24 protein-coding genes are annotated in these 24176 nt (G+C 67.4%); 9 read left to right on the forward strand and 15 right to left on the reverse strand.

Annotated features, from left to right (window positions below):
- From mftG to mftA, 7 genes are all read right to left on the reverse strand, one after another.
- Nucleotides 1-1431: a mycofactocin system GMC family oxidoreductase MftG gene (gene mftG / locus HBE64_RS19795; protein WP_167109462.1), complete on the reverse strand. Its 1431-nt coding sequence runs from the start codon at nt 1429-1431 to the stop codon at nt 1-3.
- 16 nt (nt 1432-1447) lie between these two features.
- On the reverse strand, nt 1448-2860 hold the full coding sequence (gene mftF / locus HBE64_RS19800) for a mycofactocin biosynthesis glycosyltransferase MftF (RefSeq protein ID WP_167106011.1): 1413 nt from the start codon (nt 2858-2860) through the stop codon (nt 1448-1450).
- Nucleotides 2857-3603 carry a mycofactocin biosynthesis peptidyl-dipeptidase MftE gene (mftE, locus tag HBE64_RS19805; RefSeq protein WP_167106014.1) on the reverse strand — a complete coding sequence of 249 codons (747 nt, stop codon included), beginning with the start codon at nt 3601-3603 and terminating at the stop codon, nt 2857-2859. Before mftE ends, mftF begins: the two co-directional genes overlap by 4 nt.
- 126 nt (nt 3604-3729) lie before the next feature.
- Nucleotides 3730-4920 (reverse strand): pre-mycofactocin synthase MftD, encoded by a 1191-nt coding sequence (gene mftD / locus HBE64_RS19810; protein ID WP_167106017.1) that lies wholly within the window; start codon nt 4918-4920, stop codon nt 3730-3732.
- 2 nt (nt 4921-4922) lie between these two features.
- On the reverse strand, nt 4923-6092 hold the full coding sequence (gene mftC / locus HBE64_RS19815) for a mycofactocin radical SAM maturase (protein ID WP_167106020.1): 1170 nt from the start codon (nt 6090-6092) through the stop codon (nt 4923-4925).
- Nucleotides 6089-6403 (reverse strand): mycofactocin biosynthesis chaperone MftB, encoded by a 315-nt coding sequence (gene mftB, locus HBE64_RS19820; RefSeq protein WP_243841390.1) that lies wholly within the window; start codon nt 6401-6403, stop codon nt 6089-6091. Before mftB ends, mftC begins: the two co-directional genes overlap by 4 nt.
- 2 nt (nt 6404-6405) lie before the next feature.
- Nucleotides 6406-6501: a mycofactocin precursor MftA gene (mftA, locus tag HBE64_RS19825; protein WP_167106026.1), complete on the reverse strand. Its 96-nt coding sequence runs from the start codon at nt 6499-6501 to the stop codon at nt 6406-6408.
- A gap of 92 nt (nt 6502-6593) precedes the next feature.
- Here mftA and mftR point away from each other — a divergent pair, with 92 nt between their 5' ends.
- Genes mftR through HBE64_RS19840 form a run of 3 tightly spaced genes read left to right on the forward strand, consistent with a single transcriptional unit; the run spans nt 6594 to nt 9043 of the window.
- Nucleotides 6594-7223, forward strand: a complete 630-nt coding sequence (mftR, locus tag HBE64_RS19830) for a mycofactocin system transcriptional regulator (RefSeq protein WP_167106029.1) — start codon at nt 6594-6596, stop codon at nt 7221-7223.
- Nucleotides 7224-7271: 48 nt separating this feature from the next.
- Nucleotides 7272-7787, forward strand: coding sequence for an RNA polymerase sigma factor (locus HBE64_RS19835; protein ID WP_167106032.1), 516 nt, complete (start codon nt 7272-7274; stop codon nt 7785-7787).
- Nucleotides 7784-9043 (forward strand): VOC family protein, encoded by a 1260-nt coding sequence (locus HBE64_RS19840; RefSeq protein WP_167106035.1) that lies wholly within the window; start codon nt 7784-7786, stop codon nt 9041-9043. The genes HBE64_RS19835 and HBE64_RS19840 overlap by 4 nt, the downstream gene beginning before the upstream one ends.
- Before the next feature lie 13 nt (nt 9044-9056).
- Here the strand turns inward: HBE64_RS19840 and HBE64_RS19845 are convergent, their stop codons facing one another.
- Both HBE64_RS19845 and HBE64_RS19850 read right to left on the reverse strand, forming a co-directional pair.
- Nucleotides 9057-10235, reverse strand: a complete 1179-nt coding sequence (locus HBE64_RS19845; RefSeq protein WP_167106038.1) for an NAD(P)/FAD-dependent oxidoreductase — start codon at nt 10233-10235, stop codon at nt 9057-9059.
- A gap of 71 nt (nt 10236-10306) precedes the next feature.
- Nucleotides 10307-10753 carry an Lrp/AsnC family transcriptional regulator gene (locus tag HBE64_RS19850; RefSeq protein WP_167106041.1) on the reverse strand — a complete coding sequence of 149 codons (447 nt, stop codon included), beginning with the start codon at nt 10751-10753 and terminating at the stop codon, nt 10307-10309.
- 123 nt (nt 10754-10876) lie between these two features.
- Here HBE64_RS19850 and ddaH point away from each other — a divergent pair, with 123 nt between their 5' ends.
- The 4 genes from ddaH to HBE64_RS19870 are packed head-to-tail and all read left to right on the forward strand — an operon-like array spanning nt 10877 to nt 15374.
- Complete coding sequence (gene ddaH, locus HBE64_RS19855; protein WP_167106044.1) at nt 10877-11725, forward strand: dimethylargininase; 849 nt, start codon at nt 10877-10879, stop codon at nt 11723-11725.
- Nucleotides 11726-11748: 23 nt separating this feature from the next.
- The gene (gene rocD / locus HBE64_RS19860) at nt 11749-12963 is read left to right on the forward strand and encodes an ornithine--oxo-acid transaminase (RefSeq protein ID WP_167106047.1); all 1215 of its coding nucleotides are present in this window, start codon (nt 11749-11751) and stop codon (nt 12961-12963) included.
- 36 nt (nt 12964-12999) lie between these two features.
- A complete protein-coding gene (locus tag HBE64_RS19865) occupies nt 13000-14496 on the forward strand; it encodes an amino acid permease (protein WP_167106050.1) in 1497 nt (498 codons plus the stop codon).
- On the forward strand, nt 14493-15374 hold the full coding sequence (locus HBE64_RS19870; RefSeq protein WP_167106052.1) for a universal stress protein: 882 nt from the start codon (nt 14493-14495) through the stop codon (nt 15372-15374). Before HBE64_RS19865 ends, HBE64_RS19870 begins: the two co-directional genes overlap by 4 nt.
- A gap of 10 nt (nt 15375-15384) precedes the next feature.
- Here the strand turns inward: HBE64_RS19870 and HBE64_RS19875 are convergent, their stop codons facing one another.
- On the reverse strand, nt 15385-16239 hold the full coding sequence (locus tag HBE64_RS19875) for a mycofactocin-coupled SDR family oxidoreductase (RefSeq protein ID WP_167106055.1): 855 nt from the start codon (nt 16237-16239) through the stop codon (nt 15385-15387).
- 125 nt (nt 16240-16364) lie between these two features.
- Here HBE64_RS19875 and HBE64_RS19880 point away from each other — a divergent pair, with 125 nt between their 5' ends.
- Nucleotides 16365-16730 (forward strand): DUF2834 domain-containing protein, encoded by a 366-nt coding sequence (locus HBE64_RS19880; protein ID WP_167106057.1) that lies wholly within the window; start codon nt 16365-16367, stop codon nt 16728-16730.
- A 47-nt stretch (nt 16731-16777) separates the two neighbouring features.
- On the opposite strand, the gene HBE64_RS19885 is transcribed toward HBE64_RS19880, so the two are convergent.
- From HBE64_RS19885 to HBE64_RS19895, 3 genes are all read right to left on the reverse strand, one after another.
- On the reverse strand, nt 16778-18025 hold the full coding sequence (locus HBE64_RS19885; RefSeq protein WP_167106060.1) for an arginine deiminase: 1248 nt from the start codon (nt 18023-18025) through the stop codon (nt 16778-16780).
- 18 nt (nt 18026-18043) lie between these two features.
- A complete protein-coding gene (locus HBE64_RS19890; RefSeq protein WP_167106063.1) occupies nt 18044-19489 on the reverse strand; it encodes a basic amino acid/polyamine antiporter in 1446 nt (481 codons plus the stop codon).
- A gap of 104 nt (nt 19490-19593) precedes the next feature.
- On the reverse strand, nt 19594-20454 hold the full coding sequence (locus HBE64_RS19895; RefSeq protein ID WP_167106067.1) for an SHOCT domain-containing protein: 861 nt from the start codon (nt 20452-20454) through the stop codon (nt 19594-19596).
- Nucleotides 20455-20600: 146 nt separating this feature from the next.
- Here HBE64_RS19895 and HBE64_RS19900 point away from each other — a divergent pair, with 146 nt between their 5' ends.
- On the forward strand, nt 20601-20747 hold the full coding sequence (locus HBE64_RS19900; protein ID WP_167106070.1) for a hypothetical protein: 147 nt from the start codon (nt 20601-20603) through the stop codon (nt 20745-20747).
- Nucleotides 20748-20824: 77 nt separating this feature from the next.
- On the opposite strand, the gene tuf is transcribed toward HBE64_RS19900, so the two are convergent.
- Nucleotides 20825-22015, reverse strand: a complete 1191-nt coding sequence (tuf, locus tag HBE64_RS19905) for an elongation factor Tu (RefSeq protein WP_167106073.1) — start codon at nt 22013-22015, stop codon at nt 20825-20827.
- Nucleotides 22016-22107: 92 nt separating this feature from the next.
- Nucleotides 22108-24159 (reverse strand): elongation factor G, encoded by a 2052-nt coding sequence (gene fusA, locus HBE64_RS19910; protein ID WP_243841697.1) that lies wholly within the window; start codon nt 24157-24159, stop codon nt 22108-22110.
- Nucleotides 24160-24176 lie beyond the last annotated feature (17 nt).

Consider the following 24176-nt stretch of genomic DNA (forward strand, 5'->3'; position numbering starts at 1 on the left):
TCAGCAGACGAACTCCGCGGCTCGGTGGCCGATCATCGCGATGGTGGCATGCGGACCGCGGCTGGTGATCCTCGGCAGGATGGATCCGTCGACCACCCACAGCCCGTCGAGACCACGGACCCGGCAGCGCGGGTCGACGACGGCGTACTCGTCGTCGTCGAGGCCCATCGGCGCCGTGCCGCACAGGTGCTGCGACGTCGACCACATCGGTTCGCCGAGGGTGGTTGTGGTGCGGGCGATCTCGGCTGCCAGCTGGTGTCCGCGCCGCAGTTCGTCGACATCGCGCGGTTCACTGTCGTAGCGGTGCTCGATGAGCGGGGCCTGCGCGGGGTCAGCGGAGAGCAGCGTCACGCGCCCGTGCGAGTGCGGCCGCATCAGTGCCACCCCGAGATGCGGCCAGTCGGGCGTTCCCGCGCTGCCGTCACCCACCATCGAGATGAAACCCCCTGTGTAGGGCCGGATCTCGACGTCGCCGTCGATGAGCAACACCTCGAGAACCGGGCGCCCCGGCGCGACCGCCCAGGTGGTCGGGATCACCCACTCGGGGTGATCCCAGGTGCGCAGGCCGACCGGAAGGTCGGCGACGACGGGGACCCCGGCGCCGCGTAGCGCCGCCGCGGGTCCGATCCCCGAGACCATGAGCAGGTGCGCCGACTCGATGGCCCCGGCCGACAACACGACCCGGTCGGCCGACAGGTCGATCGGCCCGTCCGGCCCGATCGCCTCGACTCCGGTCACCCGTGTTCCGCTCAGGCGCAGACGCAGCACCCGGTGCCGAGCCAGCACCGTCAGGTTGGACCTGCCGAGGGCCGGCTCGAGGAACGCCGCGCCGGGGCCGGTGCGGACGCCGTCGACGATGTTCAGCGGAACGGCCCCGATTCCGGGCGGGGTGTTGGCACCCACCGGTTCGGCGTTGAGGTCGGGCAGCCATCGATACCCGGCAGAGCGGACCGCGTCCACGAATACCGCTGTGCTGCCGATGAAGTCGTGGGTGCGCCGGATCGCGATCGGACCGCCGTCACGGTCCTGCGGGAGGTCGAGGTCGGTCTCGATGGCCCGGTAGTGGCTGCTCACCTCCGCCCACGACCAGCCCGGTATCGCGGGGCCGTCGAAGTCGTCGGGCAGGGCCCGGCAGAAGTAGCCGCCGTTGACCGCACCGGAGCCGCCGACCGTGGCACCCCGCACGATGTCGGCCATCCGGACCGGGGTCTCGGTGAGCGTCGTCCGGTAGCGGCGAGCCACGGTGCTGGCGGCGCCGATCGGCAGTTGCAGCCCGTTGGCTGTCAGCGCCCGGACACCGGGTTCGGCCTGGCCGAGGCCGGCCTCGACCACCGTGACGTGGCAGGACGGATCGGCCGAGAGCCGTTCGGCCAGAACGGATCCAGCGCTGCCGGCGCCGACGATGAGAACGTCACGGTGGGTGATGTCGATGACCTCGGCCCGCGGGTCAGGTCTTGATCTGGGGCCGCAGCGGCCGCAGTGTCCGCTCGCGGACGACGCCGGTCCACAGTCCCGCCCCGTAGGCGAGGTCGTCGAGGCGCTTGAGCAGCACGTAGGCCAGCAGCCCCACAGGCTTGCCCTCGCCGTCGCCGCCGCGGTTGCGGGCAAACCAGTCCAGCACCCCGTCGAGAACCGCAGCCACCAGAACCGCCTGCCGGCAACGTTGGGAGCACAGCGCGGCGACCAGCGCCAGCGGCCAATAGTGCCGGCAGGTCGCGGCGGCGAGCTGGCGGGCCGCCGCACCGATCCCCCGCAGGGTCAGGATCACGACATCGCGCGGGCCGGCGTCGGTGTTCTGCATGGTCTTGGCCATCCGCCGGGTGGTGAATCCGGCGAACGCCAGCGACGCCAGGTAGCCCGACGAGGAGCCCAGGGCCATCAGCAGCCAGACCAGCAGGCTCCAGGCCGAGATCACCACCGGGGCGGTCTTGTCCGGATGGCGGATCGACAGCGGGGCTGCCGAGCTGCCGTAGAATGCCTTACGCCCCAACCAGTCTCGCATCTGGGTGCGGTGCTCATGAGCCACCAGGGCGATCGGCTCGTAACGCAACCTCGAGCCGGATTCGATCAGTCGCCAGCACAGGTCGACATCCTCGCCCGACTGCAGCGTCTCGTCGAAGCCGCCGAGTTCCAGCAGCGCCGAGCGTCGGCAGATGATGGCCGCACTCGGAACGTAGGACACCGGCCCGTAGGGCATCACCGGCGCCTCGCGCTCACCGAGGTCGAGCGATGATCGCACCGCCTCGTAGCGGGCGATCAGTTGATCGCTGTGGCCCAGCCCCACGATGCGGGGGGCGACCAGGGCGACCGCGGGATCGCAGAAGTGACCCAGCAGCGCTTCGAGCCACCCCCGGTGCGGCACCACATCGGAGTCCAGAAATGCCACGAAATCAGTTGTGCACAGCGACAATCCGGTATTGCGGGCGGCCGCCGGGCCCTTGCTGCGGTGATGCCGAACGACCTCGACATCACAGCGCGCACCGTCGAAATCACTGGCCGATACCGGAGTCTGGGAACCGTCGTCGACGACGACCACACGCATGGCGCGCATCGACATCACCAGTCGGTACAGGCCGAACGCATTGTCGCGCACCGGGATCACGACGGTCACGTCACGATGCGAGGGCCCACCCGCGGGCCGGGGATGAGCCACGGTGGCATCCAGCAGGGTACGGGCCAGCTGCGCGCTGACCGCGTCGCGAACCTCCAGCCGTCCACCGTCGAGCAGGGTCTGCGCCGAGGGGGCCAGCCGCAGCAACCGGGTCGGCGAACCGCCCAGCAACGCCGATCCCGACCCCAGGGTGCGCACCCGCCGATCGACCTGGACGGCGAAGCCGTCAGGCAGCCGGTGCTGACTCATAAGAGCATTCCGTCGGGAGCCGGGTTCCACCCCTGGACGCGCCGGCGACAGTCGGCCACCATCTGGCTGAAGATGCGTTCGCCGTCCAGCGCAGTCGCCGTCGTCGGGTCACCGAGCACGCCCACCTCACTCACCGCGGCAACTCCCCCGTTGCGCATCTGGGGCAACAGGGTAGCCAGTGGCTCCCGGTTACCGCTACACCAGGCCTCGGTCCGCACGTCGGCCGGCGAAATATGTAGCAATACAGATGTTTCCGTGTGACCGGCATGAGCATCGCCGTCCTGCGCGACACACGGGCTCCATGCCGCATCGCGCCCCTCACGCCGCAGCAGCGTGACCGCGGACCGCAGGGCCTCCAGGTTGCCGCCGTGACCGTTGACGAAGACGATCCGATCGGCCCAGCCACACGCCGAGCGGCCATACTCGACCAGAACGGAGGTCAGGACCTCGGTACCGATCGACACGGTGCCCGGGAAACCCTCGTGCTCGCCGGACGCGCCGTAGGCGATCGCGGGAGCCAGCAGATACTCCCCGGGGGCAGCCTCGCGGTCGAGCCCGTCGGCGACGGCCGACGCTACTGCCGTCGCGATCCGGGTGTCGGTGTCCAACGGCAGGTGCGGCCCGTGCTGTTCGGTGGAGCCGACCGGGATCAAGATCGTCGGAGCCATGCCGCGGAGTTGTCCCGATGTCGAGTTGCCCAACTCGCTCCGCAGCGCCACGCGCCGATGGTAGGCCGAATTCACCTGGTATGCGCCAATTGTTCGCGAGAGATACGGATTTCTTTCGCTTTGGAGAGTCTGGAGGGGCCCGGCGGGGTCACCGCCGTCCCGTCCGTCACGCCAGCCACACCGGGCCGGCTCCCCGCAGCCTCAGTCCGCGGTCGGCGGCACACCCAGGGCTCGGGCGAAACCAGGAGGCATCAAGACGTCCTCTGCGGTCAGGTCGTGGATCGAGGCCTTCCCCAGCCCGCGCAGGACCGAGTCGATCCCACCGGAGAGGATGTCCAGGACGTTCTCCACGCCGGCCTGCCCCGCGGCGCCAAGGCCCCACAGGTAGGCCCGGCCGATCATCACCGCGCGGGCGCCAAGTGCCAGCGCCTTGACCACGTCGCTGCCCCGGCGGATGCCGCCGTCGAGCAGGACCTCGATCTGGTCGCCCACCGCCTCGGCCACCGCGGGCAACGCACGGATGGCGGCCGGGGTGCCGTCGATGTTGTTGCCGCCGTGATTGGACACCGAGATCGCCGAAACGCCGGCATCGACAGCACGTTTGGCGTCGTCGACGCGCGTCACACCCTTGAGCATGAAGGGTCCGCCCCAGAGCTCACGCAGCCAGGCGATGTCCTCCCAGGTCGGCGGGGGCGTGCCCATCCACTCGCCGTAGGCCTGGAAGAACGGCGGACCACTCTCGCCGCGCGGGCCCTGGTTGGGCACGCTCAGTGCCGGCGGGCGCAGCGTCTTGGCCCACTCCAGGAACCACCGGGGCCGGACCAGGCCCTCGGGCGACAGCTTCACGATGGAGGCCAGGTTCATCTTCTCCGGGATCTTGGGGCTGCCCCAGTCCCGGCCATGCGAGAAGCTCCAGTCAGTGGTGACGATCAGCCCGACCGCACCGGCGGCCCGGGCCCGCTCGGCCCGTGCGGCGATGGCGTCGCGGTCACCCAGCCAGTAGATCTGGAAGAAGGTCTTGGGGTTGGCGGCGACCACCTCTTCGATGGGCTTGCTCGCGAACGAGGACAGCCCCATCGCCGTGCCGCGGGCAGCTGCCGCGCGGGCGACCGCCACCTCGCCGTCGGGGTGCACCGCCTGCACACCGGTCGGCGAGATCAAGACCGGAAGCGAAATATCCTGTCCCATAACGGTTGTCGCCTGGTCACGCTTGGCGGATGCGCCGATGACGTGGGGGGCGAAACCGAGCTCGCCGAACGCCTCGACGTTGTCGGAGATGGTCAGGCCCTTTTCACTGCCGGCGATCAGTGCGGCGTAGACCGACTTGGGCAGCCGCTTCTTAGCGCGCTCCTGCGCGATTGCGACGGTTTCGAACCAGGTGTCACGTGCCATGTCTAGATCGGACTTTCGTTGCAGGGCTTGGCCGGGGGGCGGGTGGCCAGCGTCAGCATGATCGGCTTACCGCGGGAGTGGTCGGCGCTGGGGCGGGGCTTGTCCCGCTCGGCGGCCAGCCCGTAGGCGCCATAGCCTTCGACGCACTCCGGGTCCGGACCGTCCAGCGGCAGACCGGTGAAGAACTTGGCCGCCATGCATCCGCCACGGCAGCTGTCGTAGTGCCCGCAGCTGCCACACGCTCCGGCGGACTGCGGCTCGCGCAGCTCCCGGAACAGCGGGGCGTTCTTCCACACGTTATCGAAACCACCGTCGGAGACGATGTTTCCGGCCAGGAAGCGGTCGTGGATGGCGAACGGGCACGCGTAGACGTCGCCGACCGGATCGATCAGGCAGACCACGCGGCCGGCACCGCACATGTTCAGCCCCGCCAGCGCGCCCGGCGCACCCAGGCCCGACAGGTGGAAGAACGAGTCCCCGGTGAGGACCCCGTCGCCGCGGGCCACCAGCCAGTTGTAGAGCTGGACCTGTTGGTCGGCGGTGGGATGCAACTCGTCCCACACATCGGCGCCGCGGCCCGACGGGCGCAGGCGGGTGATGCGCAAGGTTGCGCCGAAGCGGTCGGCGAGTGCCTTGAAGTCGTCGAGTTGGTCGACGTTGTGCCGTGTGACGACCACCGAGATCTTGGCGTCAGCGAAGCCGGCGTCGGCGAGATTCTCCAGCGCGCGGATGGCCATCGCGAACGAACCCGGGCCGCGGACGGCGTCATTGACCTCAGCGGTCGCGCCGTCCAGGGAGATCTGGACGTCGACGTAGTCACTGGCGGCCAGCTTCTCAGCCACCTCGGGGGTGATGCGAACGCCGTTGGTGGAGAACTTCACTCCCACGTGATGGGCGGTGGCGTAGTCGACCAGCTCCCAGAAGTCCGGCCGCACCGTGGGTTCGCCGCCACCGATGTTGACGTAGAACACCTGCATGCGCTCGAGCTCGTCGATGATCGCTTTGCACTGGTCGGTCGACAGCTCGCGCGGGTCACGCTTGCCCGACGAGGACAGGCAGTGCACGCAGGCCAGGTTGCAGGCGTAGGTCAGTTCCCAGGTCAGGCAGATGGGCGCGTCCAAGCCGTGCTCGAACTGCTCGATCAGCCGGGGTACCGGAGCCACCGAGGTCATTGGGTTTCCTTGCAGGTCAACATGTTCGAGGAGGCGAGGACGCCGAGGGCATGCAGATACGGCGCTTCGGCGTCGGGTTCGACGCCGGCGGCGCGCAGGGCCGAGTGCACGTCCGGATGTTCGGACAGCGACTCGACGACGGCCAGAATGGTCCGGTTCTTGAGGAAGGACAGCTTCCTGGTGCCGAAGTGGTAGAGCAGCGCCCCGAACGGCTCGGGGCGCACTGCCACCTGAGGATGCAGACGCCAGCTGCGGGCCGGGTCGAAGCTCGACCCGGCCACAGCCGGATCGCCCACGGCGTGGGCGGGCACGGTCAGTAGACCCCGCACATCCCGTCGATCGAGACCTCTTCGACGAGAGTCTCGGTCACCAGCTCGTTCTCAACCTCGGTGTTCTGGCTCGGCTCCATCAAAAGCACCCTTTCTCTGCCTGGGTTCTCGACAATTGTGATCGAGGTCGCCAGAATATGGCATCGAGTGCCGAAACGGAAGAGGTGTGTTGATGGCGGGTGGTTCGGCAGGTGAGCCGGGGACCCGGGTCGGTCGTCGGCGCTCCACCACCCAGGACCACATCACCGACGTAGCGCTGGACCTGTTCGCCACCTACGGCTTCGGCGAGGTCAGCGTCGACGACGTCGCACAGGCCTCGGGCATCGCGCGGCGCACGCTGTTCCGCTACTACTCGTCGAAGAACGCCATCCCGTGGGGCGACTTCGACTCCCACCTGCAGCACTTCCGCAGTCTGTTGGACGCCGTGGACCCCGAGACCCCCATCGGCGACGCGCTGCGCTCAGCCCTGCTGGCGTTCAACACTTTTGACGAGTCCGAGACGCAGCGCCACCGCCAGCGGATGCGGGTGATCCTGCGGACCGCCGAACTGCAGGCGTATTCGATGACCATGTACGCCGGCTGGCGCGGGGTGGTCGCGGCCTACGTCGCCGAGCGCACCGGCGCCAAGGCCGGCGATCTGGTGCCACAGTCGGTGGCCTGGCTGATGCTCGGGGTGGCGCTGTCGGCCTACGAGTACTGGCTGGCCGACGAGTCGGTGGCGCTGCCGCGGGCACTCGGCGACGCCTTCGACGCGGTGGCACACGGCCTCGGCGGCCTCGACCGGGTGCCCTCGCCGAAATAATCGCGCTGGACCCGTCGGAGTTCGGCCCCGCGCGACGACGATAGAGGTGTGAGCGCGGATCCGGACGTCACCGATGCCCCGCGCCGGCTGCTGCAGTTGTACGACGACGCACTTCCGGTGGTGTACGGCTACTTTGTGCGCCGCTGCCCCGACCGGGCCACCGCCGAGGACCTCACCTCCGAGACGTTCCTGGCCGCGATGGACGCCGCGCGCCGGCCGCAGCCGCCGCCTATCGCGGTGCCCTGGCTGCTCGGCGTGGCCAGGCACAAACTGGCCGACCACTACCGGCGGCGCCAGACCCGCCCGACGATCACCGTCGCCGACGTGCCCGACAACGCGGCCGACGACGGCTGGGAGGCCGAGCTGGACCGGCTCGTCGCCGAGAGCGTGCTCGCCCGGCTCCCGGACGTCCACCGCACGGTGCTGGCCCTGCGCTACATGGACGACTGCTCGGTGCCCGAGTGCGCCCAACTGATGGGGCGCACCGTGCACGCCACCGAAGCGCTGTTGGTCCGGGCTCGCCGGGCCTTCCGAAATCTCTATCCGGAAGGAGGCGACCGGTGACCGATCCATTGGAAGTCCTGAACGCCGAAGACCCTCCGGTAGCACCGAATCCGGCCTTCGCCGCGCGGCTGCGGGCACGGCTGGAGTCGGCACTGTCACTGCCACCCGGATCACAAGGAGTCGACATGAGCGCCACCACCTCGGCACTGACCGCGCTGACCGAGAACGCCCCGGCGGCCAGCGAGCCGCCCCGGCCCGCGGCGCTGCCGTACCTGACGGTCGCCGACGGGCGCGCCGCCATCGACTGGTACTGCGACGCACTAACCGCCGAACTGCTCGTCGACCCGATCGTGATGGACGACGGCCGCATCGGGCATGCCGAGCTGGCGATCGGCGGCGGCGTCCTCTACCTGGCCGACGAGTTCACCGAGATGGGACTGCGGGCGCCGGAGCCCGGGTGGACATCGGTGAGCCTGATGCTGCACGTGCGTGACACCGACGCGGCGCTGACCCGCGCTCGCAGCCACGGTGCCCGGGTGGAGCGCGAGCCCTACCAGGCGCACGGGTCGCGCTCGGCGACCATCCGTGACCCGTTCGGTCATCGCTGGATGATCAGCGGACCCGTGGCCGAGCTGATCCGTCCCGGCGACATCGGCTACGCCAGCCTGTGGACCCCCGACGTCGACCGGGCCGCGGTGTTCTACGGCCATGTCCTGGGCTGGACGTTCGACTCCCACTCCGAGGTGACGAATACCGTTGAGCGCGTTGGCCTGTCGGCCGGCGAACGCAGCACCCTGTTTTGCTGCTATGCGGTGGCCGACCTGGCGTCGGCCCGGGCGCAGGTGACGGCGGCAGGTGGCCGGGTCGGTGAGCACCGCCGATTCCCCGTCGGCGAGGGGTTCAGCGCCACCGATCCGGCCGGCAACCCGTTCGGGGTGTACGCCGCCGATCCGGGCCAGCGCCGGCCGTCACTCAACGGTGCCGGACCGGGTGAGCTGTCCTACGTCACCTACGAGGTCGGCGATTCGGCAGGGTTCCGGGACTTCTACGCGGGAGTGTTCGGCTGGTCCTTCGAGCCGGGTCGGGTCTCCGACGGGTGGCAGATCAGCCAGACCCAGCCGATGGCCGGTGTCGCAGGCGGCGCACGCCGCCCGTCGACCGTCCCGATGTGGACGGTGGCCGACATCGACGCCGCGGTGCGACGGGTCCGCGAGGGCGGCGGCGAGGTCATCAGCGAACCGGCGCAGCAGCCCTACGGATTGATGGCCGAATGCACCGACGATCAAGGTGGCCGGTTCTACCTCGGGCAGTTCTAGCGGCCGGTTCAGCTCAGCCCAGGACGTCGGCGATCGGTGCGCCGGCGGCGATCTTGGCGCGGGTCTTCATGACCTTGCCCGGCATACCGCCACCGACCACGCCGGCCACCACCCCGTCGCGCTCGTAGAACGCCAGGAACTTACGGCCGTCGTCCTCGACGATGTGCACGACGTCGGTGGCCTCCGGCTCACCGAGGCACTGGATCTTCACGTCGTACTGATCGCTCCAGAAGTACGGCACGACGACGACGTCCGGCGGGTCCTGACCCAGCAGTGCCGGCACGACCACCCGCGCCTGCTCGGCGACATTGCTCCAATGTTCCACGCGCGCTTGATGTCCGGTGGCATCGCGCCAAGAGGCGACATCGCCGAGCGCCCACACATTCGCGGCACTGGTGCGCCCGGCCGCATCACAGACCACGCCGTTGTCCACCTCGACGCCGCTGCCCGCCAGCCAGTCGGTGGCCGGGCGCGAGCCGATGCCCACCACCACCAGGTCGGCAGGCAGCTCACTGCCGTCACTGAGGACCACGGTGTCGACATGGCCCTCGCCCCGAACCTCGGCGACCCCGACACCGGTACGGACGTCGACCCCCTCCGCAAGGTGCAGGCGGGTCACCAGATTGCCGACCTGCTCGCCGAGCACCGACGCCAGCGGCGCCGGCTGCGGCTCGACCAGCACCACCTCGACACCCAGCTTGCGCAGGCTCGCCGCGACCTCGCAGCCGATGAAGCCGGCGCCGATGATCACCGCGTTGCGGGCCGAGGCCGCATGGGTGCGCAGCGCCAGCGCCTCGTCGAGGTTGCGCAGCACCCGGATGCCATCGAGGTCGGGGAACGACGGAATGCGTTTGGGGATCAGTCCGGTGGCGATCACCAGCTCGTCGTAAGCCAGCACCGAGCCGTCGGCCAGCGTGAGGGTGCGCGCCGCGGTGTCCAGCGTCTGGGCCGCGCTGCCCAGGCGCACCGTGATGTTGTTGTCCTCGTAGAACGATGCGGGCTTGAGTGCGACGTCGTCGAGATCAGCGTGCAGCACGTCCTTGGACAGCGGCGGCCGGTCGTAGGGCAGGTGCACCTCGTCGCTGACGATGGTGACCGGGCCGGCGTACTCCGACTTACGCAACTGTTCGGCGGTCCGGGCGGCGGCCAGTCCGCCGCCGACGATGACGATGCCATTCTCGCTACTGCTCACGTGCTGTTCTTACATGATCAGCGCCGCAATGTGTCAGCCAGCCCGGCCTTGCCGACCGACCGGTTAGCTGATCAGGCCGGTGACCGGTCGATCAGGTTGGACAGCACCACGATGCTCTCGCTGCGCTCGATGTCGGCACTCGAGCGGATCCGTTCCAGCGCCGCCTCCAGGTGGCGCATGTCGCGGGCCAGCACGTGCAGGATCGCATCCGAGGTGCCGGTGACGGTGGCGGCGCTGATCACCTCGGGGATGTCAATCCAGGCCGCCCGCAACTGATCTGGCGCGATCGTGCCGTGGCAGTACACCTGAACGTAGGCCTCGGTGTTCCAGCCGATCGCGCTGCGGTCGATGACGGTGGTGAAGCCGCGGATGACGCCGTTGTCGAGCATCCGGTCCACCCGCCGCTTGACCGCGGGCGCCGACAGATTCACCCGGGCGCCGATCTCGGCGAACGTCGCCCGCGCATGCTCGGCGAGTTCGGCGAGAATCCGCTCGTCGGTGTCGTCGAGACGGTCCATCAGCCCGCTCCTCCCCGTCTACGCAATAGATCGCCACCATCGTAGCTGTGGCGCAAGAAAAACACCCTGTACACGCAATAGGTATCGATTGATTGCGCAAGAGGGCCACCATATCGTTGATTCATGACGATGTCCCCCGATATCGCCGCCACCACCGTGGCGCCGCGCGCACGGACCCAACGCCTCCGCCACTACGTCATGACCCGACCGACGTTCTTCACCGTCGAGTACGCGATCAACCCGTGGATGGACACCACCACCCCGGTCGACGTCGAGCGCGCCGTCGACCAGTGGGAGAACCTGCGTGACACCTACCGCAACCTCGGCCACACCGTCGATCTCGTCGACCCGGTGCCCGGCCTGCCCGACATGGTCTACACCGCCAACGCGGGCCTGATCATCAACGGTGCCGCGATCGTCGCCCGCTTCAAGCACGCCGAGCGCCACGGCGAGTCCGCGGCCTACGCCGACTGGATGGGCCAGCGCGGACACGCCCCGGTCCACACCCGCCACGTCAACGAGGGCCAGGGCGACCTGCTCGTCGTCGGCTCGATGATTCTGGCAGGCACCGGCTTTCGCACCGACCCGCAGGCGCATCACGAGGTCGCCGCACACACCGGCATGCCGGTGGTGTCGCTGGAACTCGTCGATCCGCGGTTCTACCATCTCGACACCGCGCTGACGGTTCTCGACGACACCACGATCGCCTACTACCCGCCGGCGTTCACCGACGCCGCCCGCAGCCGACTGCAGCAGCTGTTCCCCGATGCCATCGAGGTCTGCAGCACCGACGCCTACGTACTGGGACTCAACGCGGTGTCCGACGGCAAGCACGTCGTACATCCCGCGCAGGCCACCGGCTTCGCCCAGCAGCTCTACGACGCCGGATTCCATCCGATCGGTGTCGATCTCTCCGAGTTGCTCAAGGGCGGCGGCTCAGTCAAATGTTGCACACTGGAGGTGTTTTCGTGACCGTGGCCGATACCGTTGCAAGCATGCTGCCATCCTCGACCGCGGCCGCCATCGCGCTCGACGACACCTACGCCGCCCACAATTACTCACCGCTGCCGATCGTGGCGGCCAGTGCGGAGGGCGCCTGGATCACCGATGTCGAGGGGCGCCGCTACCTCGATTGCCTGGCCGCCTATTCGGCGGTGAACTTCGGCCATCGCAACGACGAGATCATCGCCACCGCGCACCGCCAGCTCGACGCGGTGACCCTGGTCAGCCGTGCATTCCACTCCGACCAGCTGGGACCGTTCTGCGCAGCACTGGCGCAGTTGTGCGGCAAGGACATGGTGCTGCCGATGAACAGCGGCGCCGAAGCCGTCGAGAGCGGTATCAAGGTGGCCCGCAAGTGGGGCGCCGATGTCAAGGGCGTCCCCGAGGGCATGGCCAACATCATCGTCGCCGACAACAACTTTCATGGCCGCACCATCAGCATCGTCAGCTTCTCTTCCGACGAGAGCGCGCGCGGCGGATTCGGGCCCTTCACACCGGGATTCCGCTCGGTTCCCTTCGGCGACGCCGACGCGGTGGCCGCCGCGATCGACGAGCACACCGTGGCGGTCCTGGTCGAGCCGATCCAGGGTGAGGCCGGCATCATCGTCCCGCCCGACGACTATCTGCCGCGGCTGCGAAGGCTGTGCACCGACAGCAACGTGCTGCTGATCGCCGACGAGATCCAGTCCGGACTGGCCCGCACCGGTCACACCTTCGCCTGCGACCACTGGGGCGTGGTTCCCGACATCTACCTGCTGGGCAAGGCGCTCGGTGGCGGTGTGGTCGCGCTGTCAGCCGTGGTGGCCGACCGTGATGTGCTCGGTGTGCTGCACCCCGGTGAACACGGGTCGACGTTCGGCGGCAACCCGCTGGCAGCGGCCATCGGCACCACCGTGGTGGGCATCCTGCAGCGCGGCGAATTCCAAACCCGCTCAGCCGAACTGGGCCTTCATCTGCATGCCCGGCTGCGCTCGCTGATCGGTCATGGCGTACTCGGGGTGCGAGGTATGGGGCTGTGGGCCGGCGTCGACATCGACACGCGCCTGGGCACCGGCAAGCAGCTGAGCCTCGCGCTGGCCGACCGTGGTGTGCTGGTCAAGGACACCCACGGGTCCACACTGCGCTTCGCCCCACCGCTGGTCATCAGCGCCGAAGAGATCGATTGGGCCGTTGAGCAGTTCGCATGCGCACTGAGCGAAGCGGGCTGATAATCGGCTGATTCGGCCGCAACTCAGGAGGCACCTATGACGGCCCCGTCGATTTCCCTCACCGAGCAGATGCTGCGCAGGCGGCCCGTCATCGGGGCGCCCGTCGCGCACGGCGCGTCCGATCACCTCAAACGAACCATCGGAACCTTCCAGCTGACGATGTTCGGCGTCGGGGCCACCGTGGGCACCGGCATCTTCTTCGTGCTGTCGGTGGCCGTGCCGGGTGCCGGGCCGGCGGTGGTCATCTCGTTCATCATCGCGGGCATCGCCGCCGGGCTCGCGGCGATCTGTTACGCCGAACTCGCTTCTGCGGTACCGGTTTCCGGCTCGACGTACTCCTATGCCTACACCACACTCGGCGAGTTCGTGGCGATGGGTGTGGCCGCCTGCCTGCTGCTGGAGTACGGGGTGTCGATCGCCGCGGTCGCCGTCGGCTGGAGCGGCTACCTCAACAAGCTGCTGGACAACCTCTTCGGCATTCAGATCCCGCACATGCTGACCGCGGCACCGTGGGATTCCGATCCGGGCTGGGTGAACCTGCCCGCCATCGTGCTGATCGTGATGTGCGCCCTGCTGCTCATTCGCGGCGCCAGCGAGTCCGCGGCCGTCAACACCGTGATGGTCGTGATCAAGCTCGGCGTGCTGGCGATGTTCGCGATCATCGCGTTCACCGCCTTCCAGGCCGACCGGTTCGCCGATTTCGCGCCGTTCGGGGTCGCGGGCATCGGCTCGGCGGCGGGCACCATCTTCTTCTCCTACATCGGCCTGGACGCGGTCTCGACCGCCGGCGACGAAGTCAAAGACCCCCAGCGCACGATGCCCAAGGCGATCATCGCCGCACTGCTGGTCGTCACCAGCGTGTACGTCCTGGTGGCCGTGGCAGCCCTCGGCACCCAACCCTGGCAGGAGTTCGCGAACCAGGAGGAGGCCGGGCTGGCCACCATTCTGGACAACGTCACCGGAAGCACCTGGGCTAGCACGGTTCTCGCTGCGGGAGCGGTCATCTCGATCTTCTCGGTGACACTGGTGGTGATGTACGGCCAGACCCGCATCCTGTTCGCCATGGGCCGCGACGGCCTGCTGCCCGCCCGGTTCGCCAAGGTGAACCCGAAAACCATGACACCGGTGGGGAATACCGTCATCGTCGCGGTGGTGGTCTCGATCCTCGCCGGGTTCGTGCCGTTGGACAAACTGGCCGACATGGTGTCGATCGGCACCCTGGTCGCGTTCATGATCGTCTCGCTCGGCGTCATCATCCTGCGCGTACGTGAACCGGATCTGCCGCGCGGCTTCAAAGTTCCCGGTTACCCCGTCACACCGGTACTGGCCATCCTGGCCTGCGGCTACATCCTCTACAGCCTGCACTGGTACACCTGGATCGCGTTCAGCATCTGGGTAGCGGTCGCACTGGTCTACTACCTGCTGTGGGGCCGGCACCACAGCGCACTCAACGACGGCGGTGACGGGGTGATCGCCGGCGCGGCGCCCGGCGACGACGTCGAGATCATCAACCCGCCCAGGGACGCGTCATGACCGTTGTCGTCGGCTACCTGGCCGGCAAGAGCGGCACCGCCCCGCTGAACCTGGCGCTCGGCGCCGCCCGGACCCTGCGCACGTCGCTGACAGTCGCGACCATCGTGCCTAAACCGTGGACCACACCGTCGCCGGCGCGCATCGACGCCGAATATGCCTCGTGGGCAGACCAACTCGGCGCCGACTCGGCCAAAGAGGCACAGCGGTATCTGGCGACGGTCGCCGACGGCATCGAGATCGCTTACCACAGCCACGCGCACCGATCGGTGTCCGGTGGGCTGGTCGACGTGATCGCCGAGGTCGGCGCCGAGGTGCTGGTGCTCGGGTCGTCGTCCAACGGCCAGCTCGGACAGGTGGTGGTCGGGTCGACCGCCGACCGGCTGCTGCATTCGTCGCCGGTGCCGCTGGCGATCGCGCCGCGCGGCTACCGCGCCGCCCGCACCGGGGTGCTGACCCGGATCACGTGCGGCTACCCCGGCACCCCGGAGTCGGTTCACGTGGTGAAGCGGATCGCCGACCTGGCCGCCCGGCTCGACGTTCCGCTGCGGGTGATCACGTTCGCGGTTCGCGGGCGCACCATGTATCCGCCGGAAGTCGGCCTGCACGCCGAGGATTCGATCCTCGCCGCATGGGAGACCAGTGCCCGCGAGATGCTGGCCAAGCTGCGCACCGACGGTGTGGTCGGCAATGACGCCGTGTTGGCTGTGGTCAGCGGCAACGGTTGGGATCAGGCACTCGACGCCGCCGAGTGGCAGGACGGCGACATCCTGGCCCTGGGTACCTCACCGCGCGGTGACATCACCCGGGTGTTCCTCGGCTCGCGCGGCACGAAGATCATGCGGCACAGCCCCGTTCCGGTGCTGGTGCTACCGGGCTGAGTCCGGCGACTCAGTACTTCATCACGCCGCGGTCGACACTGATCTGCGAACCGGACAGGGTCGCGGAGCTGTCGCCGGCCAGCCAGACCACCACGTCGGCGACCTCGTCGACGCTCATGAAGTCCGACCGCTTGCCGGTCGCGTTCTGGCCGACCGGGAGGTAGGGCATCGGCGCGAACGCGTTCAGGTAGCTGCCGTGTGCGCCGAAAACGCCGAGCATCGCGTCGTTTTCGGTCATCGGGGTCGCCACCGAGTAGGGGTGGATGGAGTTGACCCGGATGCCGTACTCGCCGGCCTCCAGCGCCAGCGAGTTCGTCAGCGCGGTGAGCCCGTGCTTGGAGGCGGCGTAGTGGCTGTTGCCCGGGGTGGCCTTCAGACCTGCCGACGAGCTGACCACGATGATCGATCCACCGTTGCCCGCCTCGATCATCGCCGGGACCACCGCGCGCAGGGTGCGCCAGGTGCCGGTGAGGTTGGTGTCGATGACGGAGTTCCACTGCTCGTCGGTGAGCTCCCACAGCCGGCCCCAGGACAGCACGCCCGCGTTGGCCACCAGGATGTCGAGCCGGCCGAACTGCTCGACGCCGTCGGCCACCAGCTGGCGCACGGCGGCGTCGTCGCGGACGTCGACCTCGCGGGCGAGCACCTTGCGGCCCTCGGCCTCCACCAGCCGCACGGTCTCGGCCAGGTCCTCGGCCGTGGTGCCCGGGTACGGAATGGTGTCGGAGACCGTCGCGCAGATGTCGGAGACGATCACGTCGGCGCCCTCACGGGCCAGCCGCACTGCGTGTGCGCGGCCCTGCCCCCGGGCGGCGCCCGTCACGAATGCCACTCGTCCTTCGAGGGTGCCCGTCCCTGCAACCATCAGTGGTCCTTTCGATCAGCCCACGTCAGGCTAGCAAAGCCAATTGGAACGTGTTCTAGATCCCCCGCGGATACGGTTGGCACAGTGCCCATCCCCCGGGCCGATCCCCCGACCAGGAGTGTGCAGTGACGACCAGCCGAAAGATCTTGTGCGGTGTCTACGCAGCGATCGCCGTCGTCGCGCTGGTGGCGACGTGGACCCAGAACGCGGCCTACATCGGCAGCCGCGGCAGCTTCCTGACCGAGTTCCTTCGGGACCTCAACGTGACGGCCGCGTCGCGCTCGATCACCGCAGATATCCTGCTGTTCGCTCTGGCCGCGATCATCTTCATGGTGATCGAGGCGCGCAAGCTCGGCATCCCGTATGTCTGGGCCTACATCATCGGCGGGATGCTGATCGCGATCAGCGTGACGTTCCCGCTGTTCCTGATCGCCCGCGAGCGCACACTGGCCGCCAGCGCCGCCGCGAGCGTGCATCCCCATACGCCTTGACCGGCGTGTCGCGGATGACATCACACACTCAACGGCCGAGCTGAATCTCAGTAATCGATCCCGTCGCGGATGATGGGGCAGGTCATGCAATGGCCGCCGCCCCGTCCGCGACCCAGCTCGGCGCCGACGATGGTGATCACCTCGATGCCGGCCTTGCGCAGCAGCGAGTTGGTGTGGGTGTTGCGGTCGTAGGCGAACACCACCCCCGGTGACACGGCCACCAGGTTGTTGCCGCTGTCCCACTGCTGACGTTCGGAGTCGTAGGCCGAGCCACCCGTCTCGACCACCCGCAGCTCGGGCAAACCGAGCGAGTCGGCCACCACCTCCACGAACGGCTTGGTGGCCGCGATGACCTCGAGACCCGGTGCGGAATCGCTGGGCACCAGGGTGAACGTCTGGATGTTGTCGACGATGTCGGGGTAAATCGTCACCACGTCACGGTCGGCGAACGTGAACACGGTGTCCAGATGCATCGCGGCACGCAGTTTCGGCATTCCGGCGACGATGACCTTCTCCGCAGCGCCCTCGGCGAACAAGGTCGCGGCCACCTGCGTGATGGCCTGCCGCGAGGTGCGCTCGCTCATGCCGATCAGCACCACACCATTGCCCGGCACCAGAACGTCGCCACCCTCGATAGTGGCCATCCCCCAAGTCTTTTCGGGGTCACCCCACCACACCTTGGAACCGACGAAGTCAGGGTGGAACTCGTAGATCGCCTTCATGAGCATGGTTTCGTCATGCCGGGCCGGCCAGAACAACGGGTTCAGCGTGAGACCGCCGTAGATCCAGCAGGTGGTGTCGCGGGTGTAGAGCGTGTTCGGCAGTGGCGGCAGAAGATATTCGGTGACCCCCGCGGCCTCGCCGGCCAAATCGCGGAACCCAGACCCGAGTTCGGTGGGCAGGTCGCGGGTGGACATCCCGCCGATCAGGAACGCGGCAAGTTGCCTGGGCTCCAACGACTCCAGATACGCGCGCGTCTCGGTGACCAGACCCAGGCCGACCTCGTTGGGCACGATCTCGCGATCCAGCAGCCAGGCTTTGGCCGCCGGAATGTTCATGGTCTCGGCGAGGACGTCGTGCAGTTCGACGACCTCCACCCCGCGGTCAGCCATCTTGGAGACGAAGTCGTAGTGGTCGCGGCGGGCGTTCTGCACCCACAGCACGTCATCGAACAACAGGTCGTCACAGTTCGATGGGGTGAGACGCTCATGGGCCAGGCCGGGCGAACAGACCAGCACCTTGTGCAGTTGACCTACCTCGGAGTGCACGCCGTAGGCGGCGGACGGTTGAGACATGTCGATCCCTCTCGATGGCTAGATTCCGATGGTGCCGGCGGCCAGCGACACCACGCCCGTGATCGCTCCGGCCACGATGATCGCGAACAACACGGCCTCGGCAGGGGTGAACACCCGAAGATGACGTTCCCGGCGTGCAATGACGTAGAGCCCGGCCCCCACCGCGTACAGGATGCACGACAGGAGAAGCTTGTCGAGGCCTGCCGCATAGATCAGGAACACGGTATAGAACGTGGCGATACCCGCGACGAGGGCATCGCTGCGCCGTCCTCGACCGGTGTCGTAGGTCTCCCTGGTCACCGTCAGCTTGACCGCGTATGCGGCCGCGAGAAGGTAGGGAATGAGCGACAACGCCGCGGTGAGGTCCAACATGAAGTTCAGTGCGTCGGAGGTGAACAGCAGCAGAATCAACAACAGCTGCACCAGACCCGCGGCCAGCACCAGCGCCACCACCGGCGCTCCCTTGCCGTTGGTACGCGCAAGGAAGCGGGGCATATCGTCGGCTTTGGCCGGAATGTAGAGGACCTCTGCGGCCATCAGCGACCACGCCAGGTACGCGCCGAGGACCGACAGTACGACGCCGACCCGGATTAGGGTCGAACCCCACGGCCCCACAATCGATTCCAGCACCGAGGCCATCGAAGGCTGGGAGACGCCGGCCAACTCCCGTTGCGGCAGCACGCCGTAGGACAACAACGTGACCAGCGCGAAAACGCTGAGGACGGAGAGGAAGCCGATGACCGTGGCTCGCCCCACGTCCTCGCGCTTCTTCGCGAACCGCGAGTACACGCTGGCGCCCTCGATGCCGAGGAAGACGAACACCGTTATCAACATGGTGCCCTTGGCCTGTTCGAACACCGAGCTGGGCGAGTAGTTCCCGTCACCTCCCCAGAAGTTGTCGGCGAAAACACCGCCCTCGAAGGCGACGAGCGCGATCAGGATGAACACGACGATCGGGACGACCTTGGCGATCGTCGCGATGCGGTTGATCACCGCCGCCTCTTTGACCCCCCGCAGGATCAGAACACAGAACAGCCACACCCCAACTGATGAGGCCACCACGGCGATAACGGTGTCACCGGCACCGAGCGCGGGGAACAGCGTGCTGGTGGTGGTCATGATGACGACCCAATAGGACGTATTGCCCGCACAGGACGACGCCCAGAACCCGAACGCCGAGTTGAAGCCGACGTAGTCGCCGAAACCGGCCTTGGCATAGGCGTAGATACCCGCATCGAGATCAGGCTTTCGGGTGGCCAGCCGCTGAAAGACGAACGCTAGCATCAACATTCCGCTGCCCGCGATCGTCCAGGCGATCACGGCGCCGAGCACGCCGGTCTCGGTGCCAAACCGGCGTGGTAACAGGAATACGCCCGAGCCGATCATCGACCCGACCACCATGGCGGTCAGAGTCGGCAGGCTGACCTTGTCGCTCTGCACGGCCGCAGTCTCGGTGGTCGCCATCGCGACTCCTTTCCCGCTTCGCCCCGAGGCGGCGGGCACCGCCGTCAGAGCGCCCCCGATACTAACGGCGTCGAAAGTGCCGCATCAGGGTTCGGAGAAGGCGGTCAGAGTTCGGACAGGATCTGCTGGCGCTTGGCGGTGTACTCCGCATCGGTGATGGTTCCGGTGGCACGCAGGGTCTCCAGCTCCTGCAGCCGCTGGGCGGTCGTCGGCTCCGGGGATTGCGGCATGAACGCCGCGGGCATCGGGGGCGCGGCCGGGGCGGGCGTCGGCGCGGCGGGAGCGGCAGGCGCCGGGTGGTCGGCCGCGGCCCGCCGGACGACGTCCATCACCTGCTGACGGACCACCGGATTGGACCGGATGTCGATGGTGCCGTCCATCGGTATTCCGTTGGCCCGCAGGATCTGCAGAATCTGCATGAGCGGGCCGACCTGGCCGCGCAGGTCGTAGGTTCGGTTGTCGCTGGTGGAGGAGAACTGGGCCGGAACCACACCGGCGATCAATGCGCTTGCATTCCAGTCGATTTCGTACTTCTGGGTGGCAGGGTCGACCAACGCCACCAGGTGGTGGGCGTTGATGATCTGCATTCGCGCCGGGCTGGAGGCCATGGTCTCCTGCGCGTCGAACCCGGGGTAGCCGGGCACCTCGAAGTGCAGGTTGACCTTGATCATCTGCTGGTCGTTGACGAACCAGGAGGTATCGGAGATTCCGTTGATCTGCACCAAGGTGAGAACGCCGGTCTGGGTCAGCTGCTCGTGTTTGGCGGCCGTCTTGGTGCCGGCGTTGGTCAACCACAGGGCGACCAGGACGTCAGCCGCGGTGATGAGAAGTCCCACCCAGAACATCCAGTTGAGATAGGGCTGCGCCATCGCACCCAGCGCGAAGTAGACGATGAGGAAGATCGGGCCCACCAGCCCGCCGCACACCAGAACCGTGAGCTGTGCCTTGATGTAGCGCGCCAACATTTCGCGATGTCCTCCTGTGTCGGGAGACAGAGTAACGCCATCTCACCGGCTGCGACGGGTTTGCTACTCCCCGGCAGGAAGCTCCCAACTACGGGGCCAGAAGTTGCCCCACAGCAGGCATCGGCGGCAGCGGCGTCGGCACTGGAGTGGCTGACGACTACGACTGCGGTGACGATCGCGGCCAGCACGGCAACCAGACCGGCACCGCCGATCATGACCGGCACCGAGTAGATCCGTTCCCGGACGTCATCGTCCACGTCGTCTCCCCCACCTCGAGAGTTGCCGCAGCCTAGCACCCGGCCGATGTCCGAAATACGAAAACGGCGCCCACCCGAAGGTGAGCGCCGCTTCGCAGCAGAGCTAGATCAGATCACTTGTTGATCTTGGTAACCCGGCCGGCGCCGACGGTACGGCCGCCTTCGCGGATCGCGAAGCGCAGGCCCTCGTCCATGGCGACAGGCTGGATCAGCTTGACGGAGATGTCGGTGTTGTCACCGGGCATCACCATCTCGGTGCCCTCGGGGAGGGTCACGACGCCGGTCACGTCCGTGGTGCGGAAGTAGAACTGCGGACGGTAGTTGTTGAAGAACGGCGTGTGCCGGCCGCCCTCGTCCTTGGACAGGATGTAGACGCTGCCCTCGAACTCGGTGTGCGGCGTGGTGGTGCCGGGCTTCACGATGACCTGGCCGCGCTCGACGTCCTCGCGCTTGACGCCACGAACCAGCAGACCGACGTTGTCGCCGGCCTGACCCTGGTCGAGCAGCTTGCGGAACATCTCGACGCCGGTGACCGTGGTCTTGGTGACACCCGGGCGGATGCCGACGATCTCGACCTCTTCGTTCACGTTGATCACGCCACGCTCGACGCGACCGGTGACCACGGTGCCGCGGCCGGTGATGGTGAAGACGTCCTCAACGGGCATCAGGAACGGCTTGTCGGTGTCGCGGACCGGGTCCGGGATCGACTCGTCGACGGCGTCCATGAGCTCTTCGACGCTCTTGACCCACTTCTCGTCGCCCTCGAGAGCCTTGAGCGCCGAGACGCGGACCACCGGGGCGTCCTCGTCGAACTCCTGGGCGGCCAGCAGTTCGCGGACCTCCAGCTCGACGAGCTCCAGGAGCTCCTCGTCGTCGACCATGTCGGCCTTGTTCAGCGCCACCAGGATGTAGGGGACGCCGACCTGGCGGGCCAGCAGCACGTGCTCGCGGGTCTGCGGCATCGGACCGTCGGTGGCGGCGACCACCAGGATTGCGCCGTCCATCTGGGCGGCACCGGTGATCATGTTCTTGATGTAGTCAGCGTGGCCGGGGGCGTCGACGTGCGCGTAGTGACGCTTCTCGGTCTGGTACTCCACGTGGGAGATGTTGATGGTGATACCGCGCTGACGCTCTTCGGGCGCATTGTCGATCTGGTCGAATGCACGCGACTCGTTCAAATCGGGGTACTTGTCGTGCAGAACCTTGGTGATCGCTGCGGTCAGCGTGGTCTTGCCGTGGTCAACGTGACCGATGGTCCCGATGTTGACGTGCGGCTTCGTCCGCTCGAACTTCGCCTTCGCCACTTCTCTGTCCTCCTGGACTTGTTGGTGCTGTTAAAGCAGTTTGTTTGTTTTCAGTTGTGGTCCGCCAGGTCGGCGGGCCAGGCTTTCTTCTACTACTGACCCGTCGCCTTGGCGATGATCTCCTTCGACACGTTCGCCGGAACTTCGGCGTACGAGTCGAACACCATGGAGTAGTTCGCCCGGCCCTGCGTCTTCGACCGAAGGTCGCCGACGTAGCCGAACATCTCCGACAGCGGGACCTGCGCCCTGACGACGCGCGCACCGCTGCGCTCCTCCATGGCCTGGATCTGACCACGGCGGGAGTTCAGGTCGCCGATCACATCACCCATGTAGTCCTCGGGTGTGGTGACCTCGACGGCCATGATCGGTTCCAGGATGACCGGCTGCGCCTGCGCGGCAGCCTTCTTCAGCACCTGCGAACCGGCGATCTTGAACGCCATTTCCGACGAGTCGACGTCGTGGTAGGCGCCGTCGAGCAGGATGACCTTCAGGTTCACCAGCGGGTAGCCGGCCAGCACGCCGTACTGCATGGCGTCCTGCGCACCGGCGTCCACCGACGGGATGTACTCCCGGGGGATGCGACCGCCGGTGACCTTGTTCTCGAACTCGTAGGTCGCGCCGTCTTCGCCGACGAACGGCTCGATGGCGATGAGGACCTTCGCGAACTGGCCGGAACCACCGGTCTGCTTCTTGTGGGTGAACTCGACCTTGTCGACCGCGCGCTTGATGGTCTCCTTGTAGGCCACCTGCGGCTTGCCGACGTTGGCCTCGACCTTGAACTCGCGGCGCATCCGGTCCACCAGGATGTCCAGGTGCAGCTCGCCCATGCCGCCGATGATGGTCTGGCCGGTCTCATGGTCCTGGTTGACCTTGAAGGTGGGATCCTCTTCAGCCAGCTTCTGGATCGCCAGGGACAGCTTCTCCTGGTCGCTCTTGGTCTTGGGCTCGATGGCGACCTGGATCACGGGATCCGGGAAGGTCATCGACTCCAGCACAACCTGGTCGTTCAGATCACTCAGGGTGTCCCCGGTGGTGGTGTCCTTGAGACCGATCACGGCGTAGATGTGGCCGGCGGACGCCGTCTCGACCGGGTTCTCCTTGTTGGAGTGCATCTGGAACAGCTTGCCCAGCCGCTCCTTCTTGCCCTTGGTCGAGTTGATGACCTGCGCACCGGAGTCGACCTTGCCCGAGTACACCCGGACGTAGGTCAGCTTGCCGAAGAACGGGTGGGTGGCAACCTTGAATGCCAGCCCGGAGAACGGCTCGTCCGCTGAGGGCTTGCGCAATACGATCTCGTCTTCCTTGCCCGGGCGGTGGCCTTCGGCAGCCGCGACGTCCAGCGGGGTCGGCAGGTAATCGATGACCGCGTCGAGCATGGGCTGCACGCCCTTGTTCTTGAACGCGGAACCACACAACACCGGATAGCCGGCGCTGGTGACGGTCAGTTTGCGCAGACCGGCCTTGATCTCGGCGGTCGTGAGCTCTTCGCCGCCCAGATACTTCTCCATGAGGTCGTCATCGGTTTCCGCGATGGCCTCGATCATCGCGGTGCGATACTCCTCGGCCTTTTCCTGCAGATCGGCCGGGATGTCGACGACGTCGTACTTCTCGCCGAGCTTCGTCTCGCCGCTCCAGACCTTGGCCTTCATCTCGACCAGGTCGACGACGCCCTCGAAGTCACCCTCGGAGCCGATCGGGAGCTGGATCGGGACGACATTCGCGCCGAGGCGGTCCTTCATGGTCTGCACCGAGAAGTAGAAGTCCGCGCCCAGCTTGTCCATCTTGTTGACGAAGCAGATGCGTGGGACGTCGTACTTGTCGGCCTGCCGCCAGACCTGCTCGGACTGCGGCTCGACGCCTTCCTTGCCGTCGAAGACGGCAACGGCGCCGTCGAGCACGCGAAGGCTGCGCTCCACCTCGACGGTGAAGTCGACGTGACCGGGGGTGTCGATGATGTTGATCTGGTTGTCGTTCCAGAAGCACGTGGTGGCAGCCGAGGTGATGGTGATACCCCGCTCCTGCTCCTGCTCCATCCAGTCCATCGTGGCGGCGCCGTCGTGCACCTCGCCGATCTTGTAGCTGATCCCGGTGTAGTAGAGGATGCGCTCAGTCGTCGTGGTCTTGCCGGCGTCGATGTGCGCCATGATCCCGATGTTGCGGA

Source organism: Mycobacterium sp. DL592, assembly GCF_011694515.1.
GTDB lineage: Bacteria > Actinomycetota > Actinomycetes > Mycobacteriales > Mycobacteriaceae > Mycobacterium.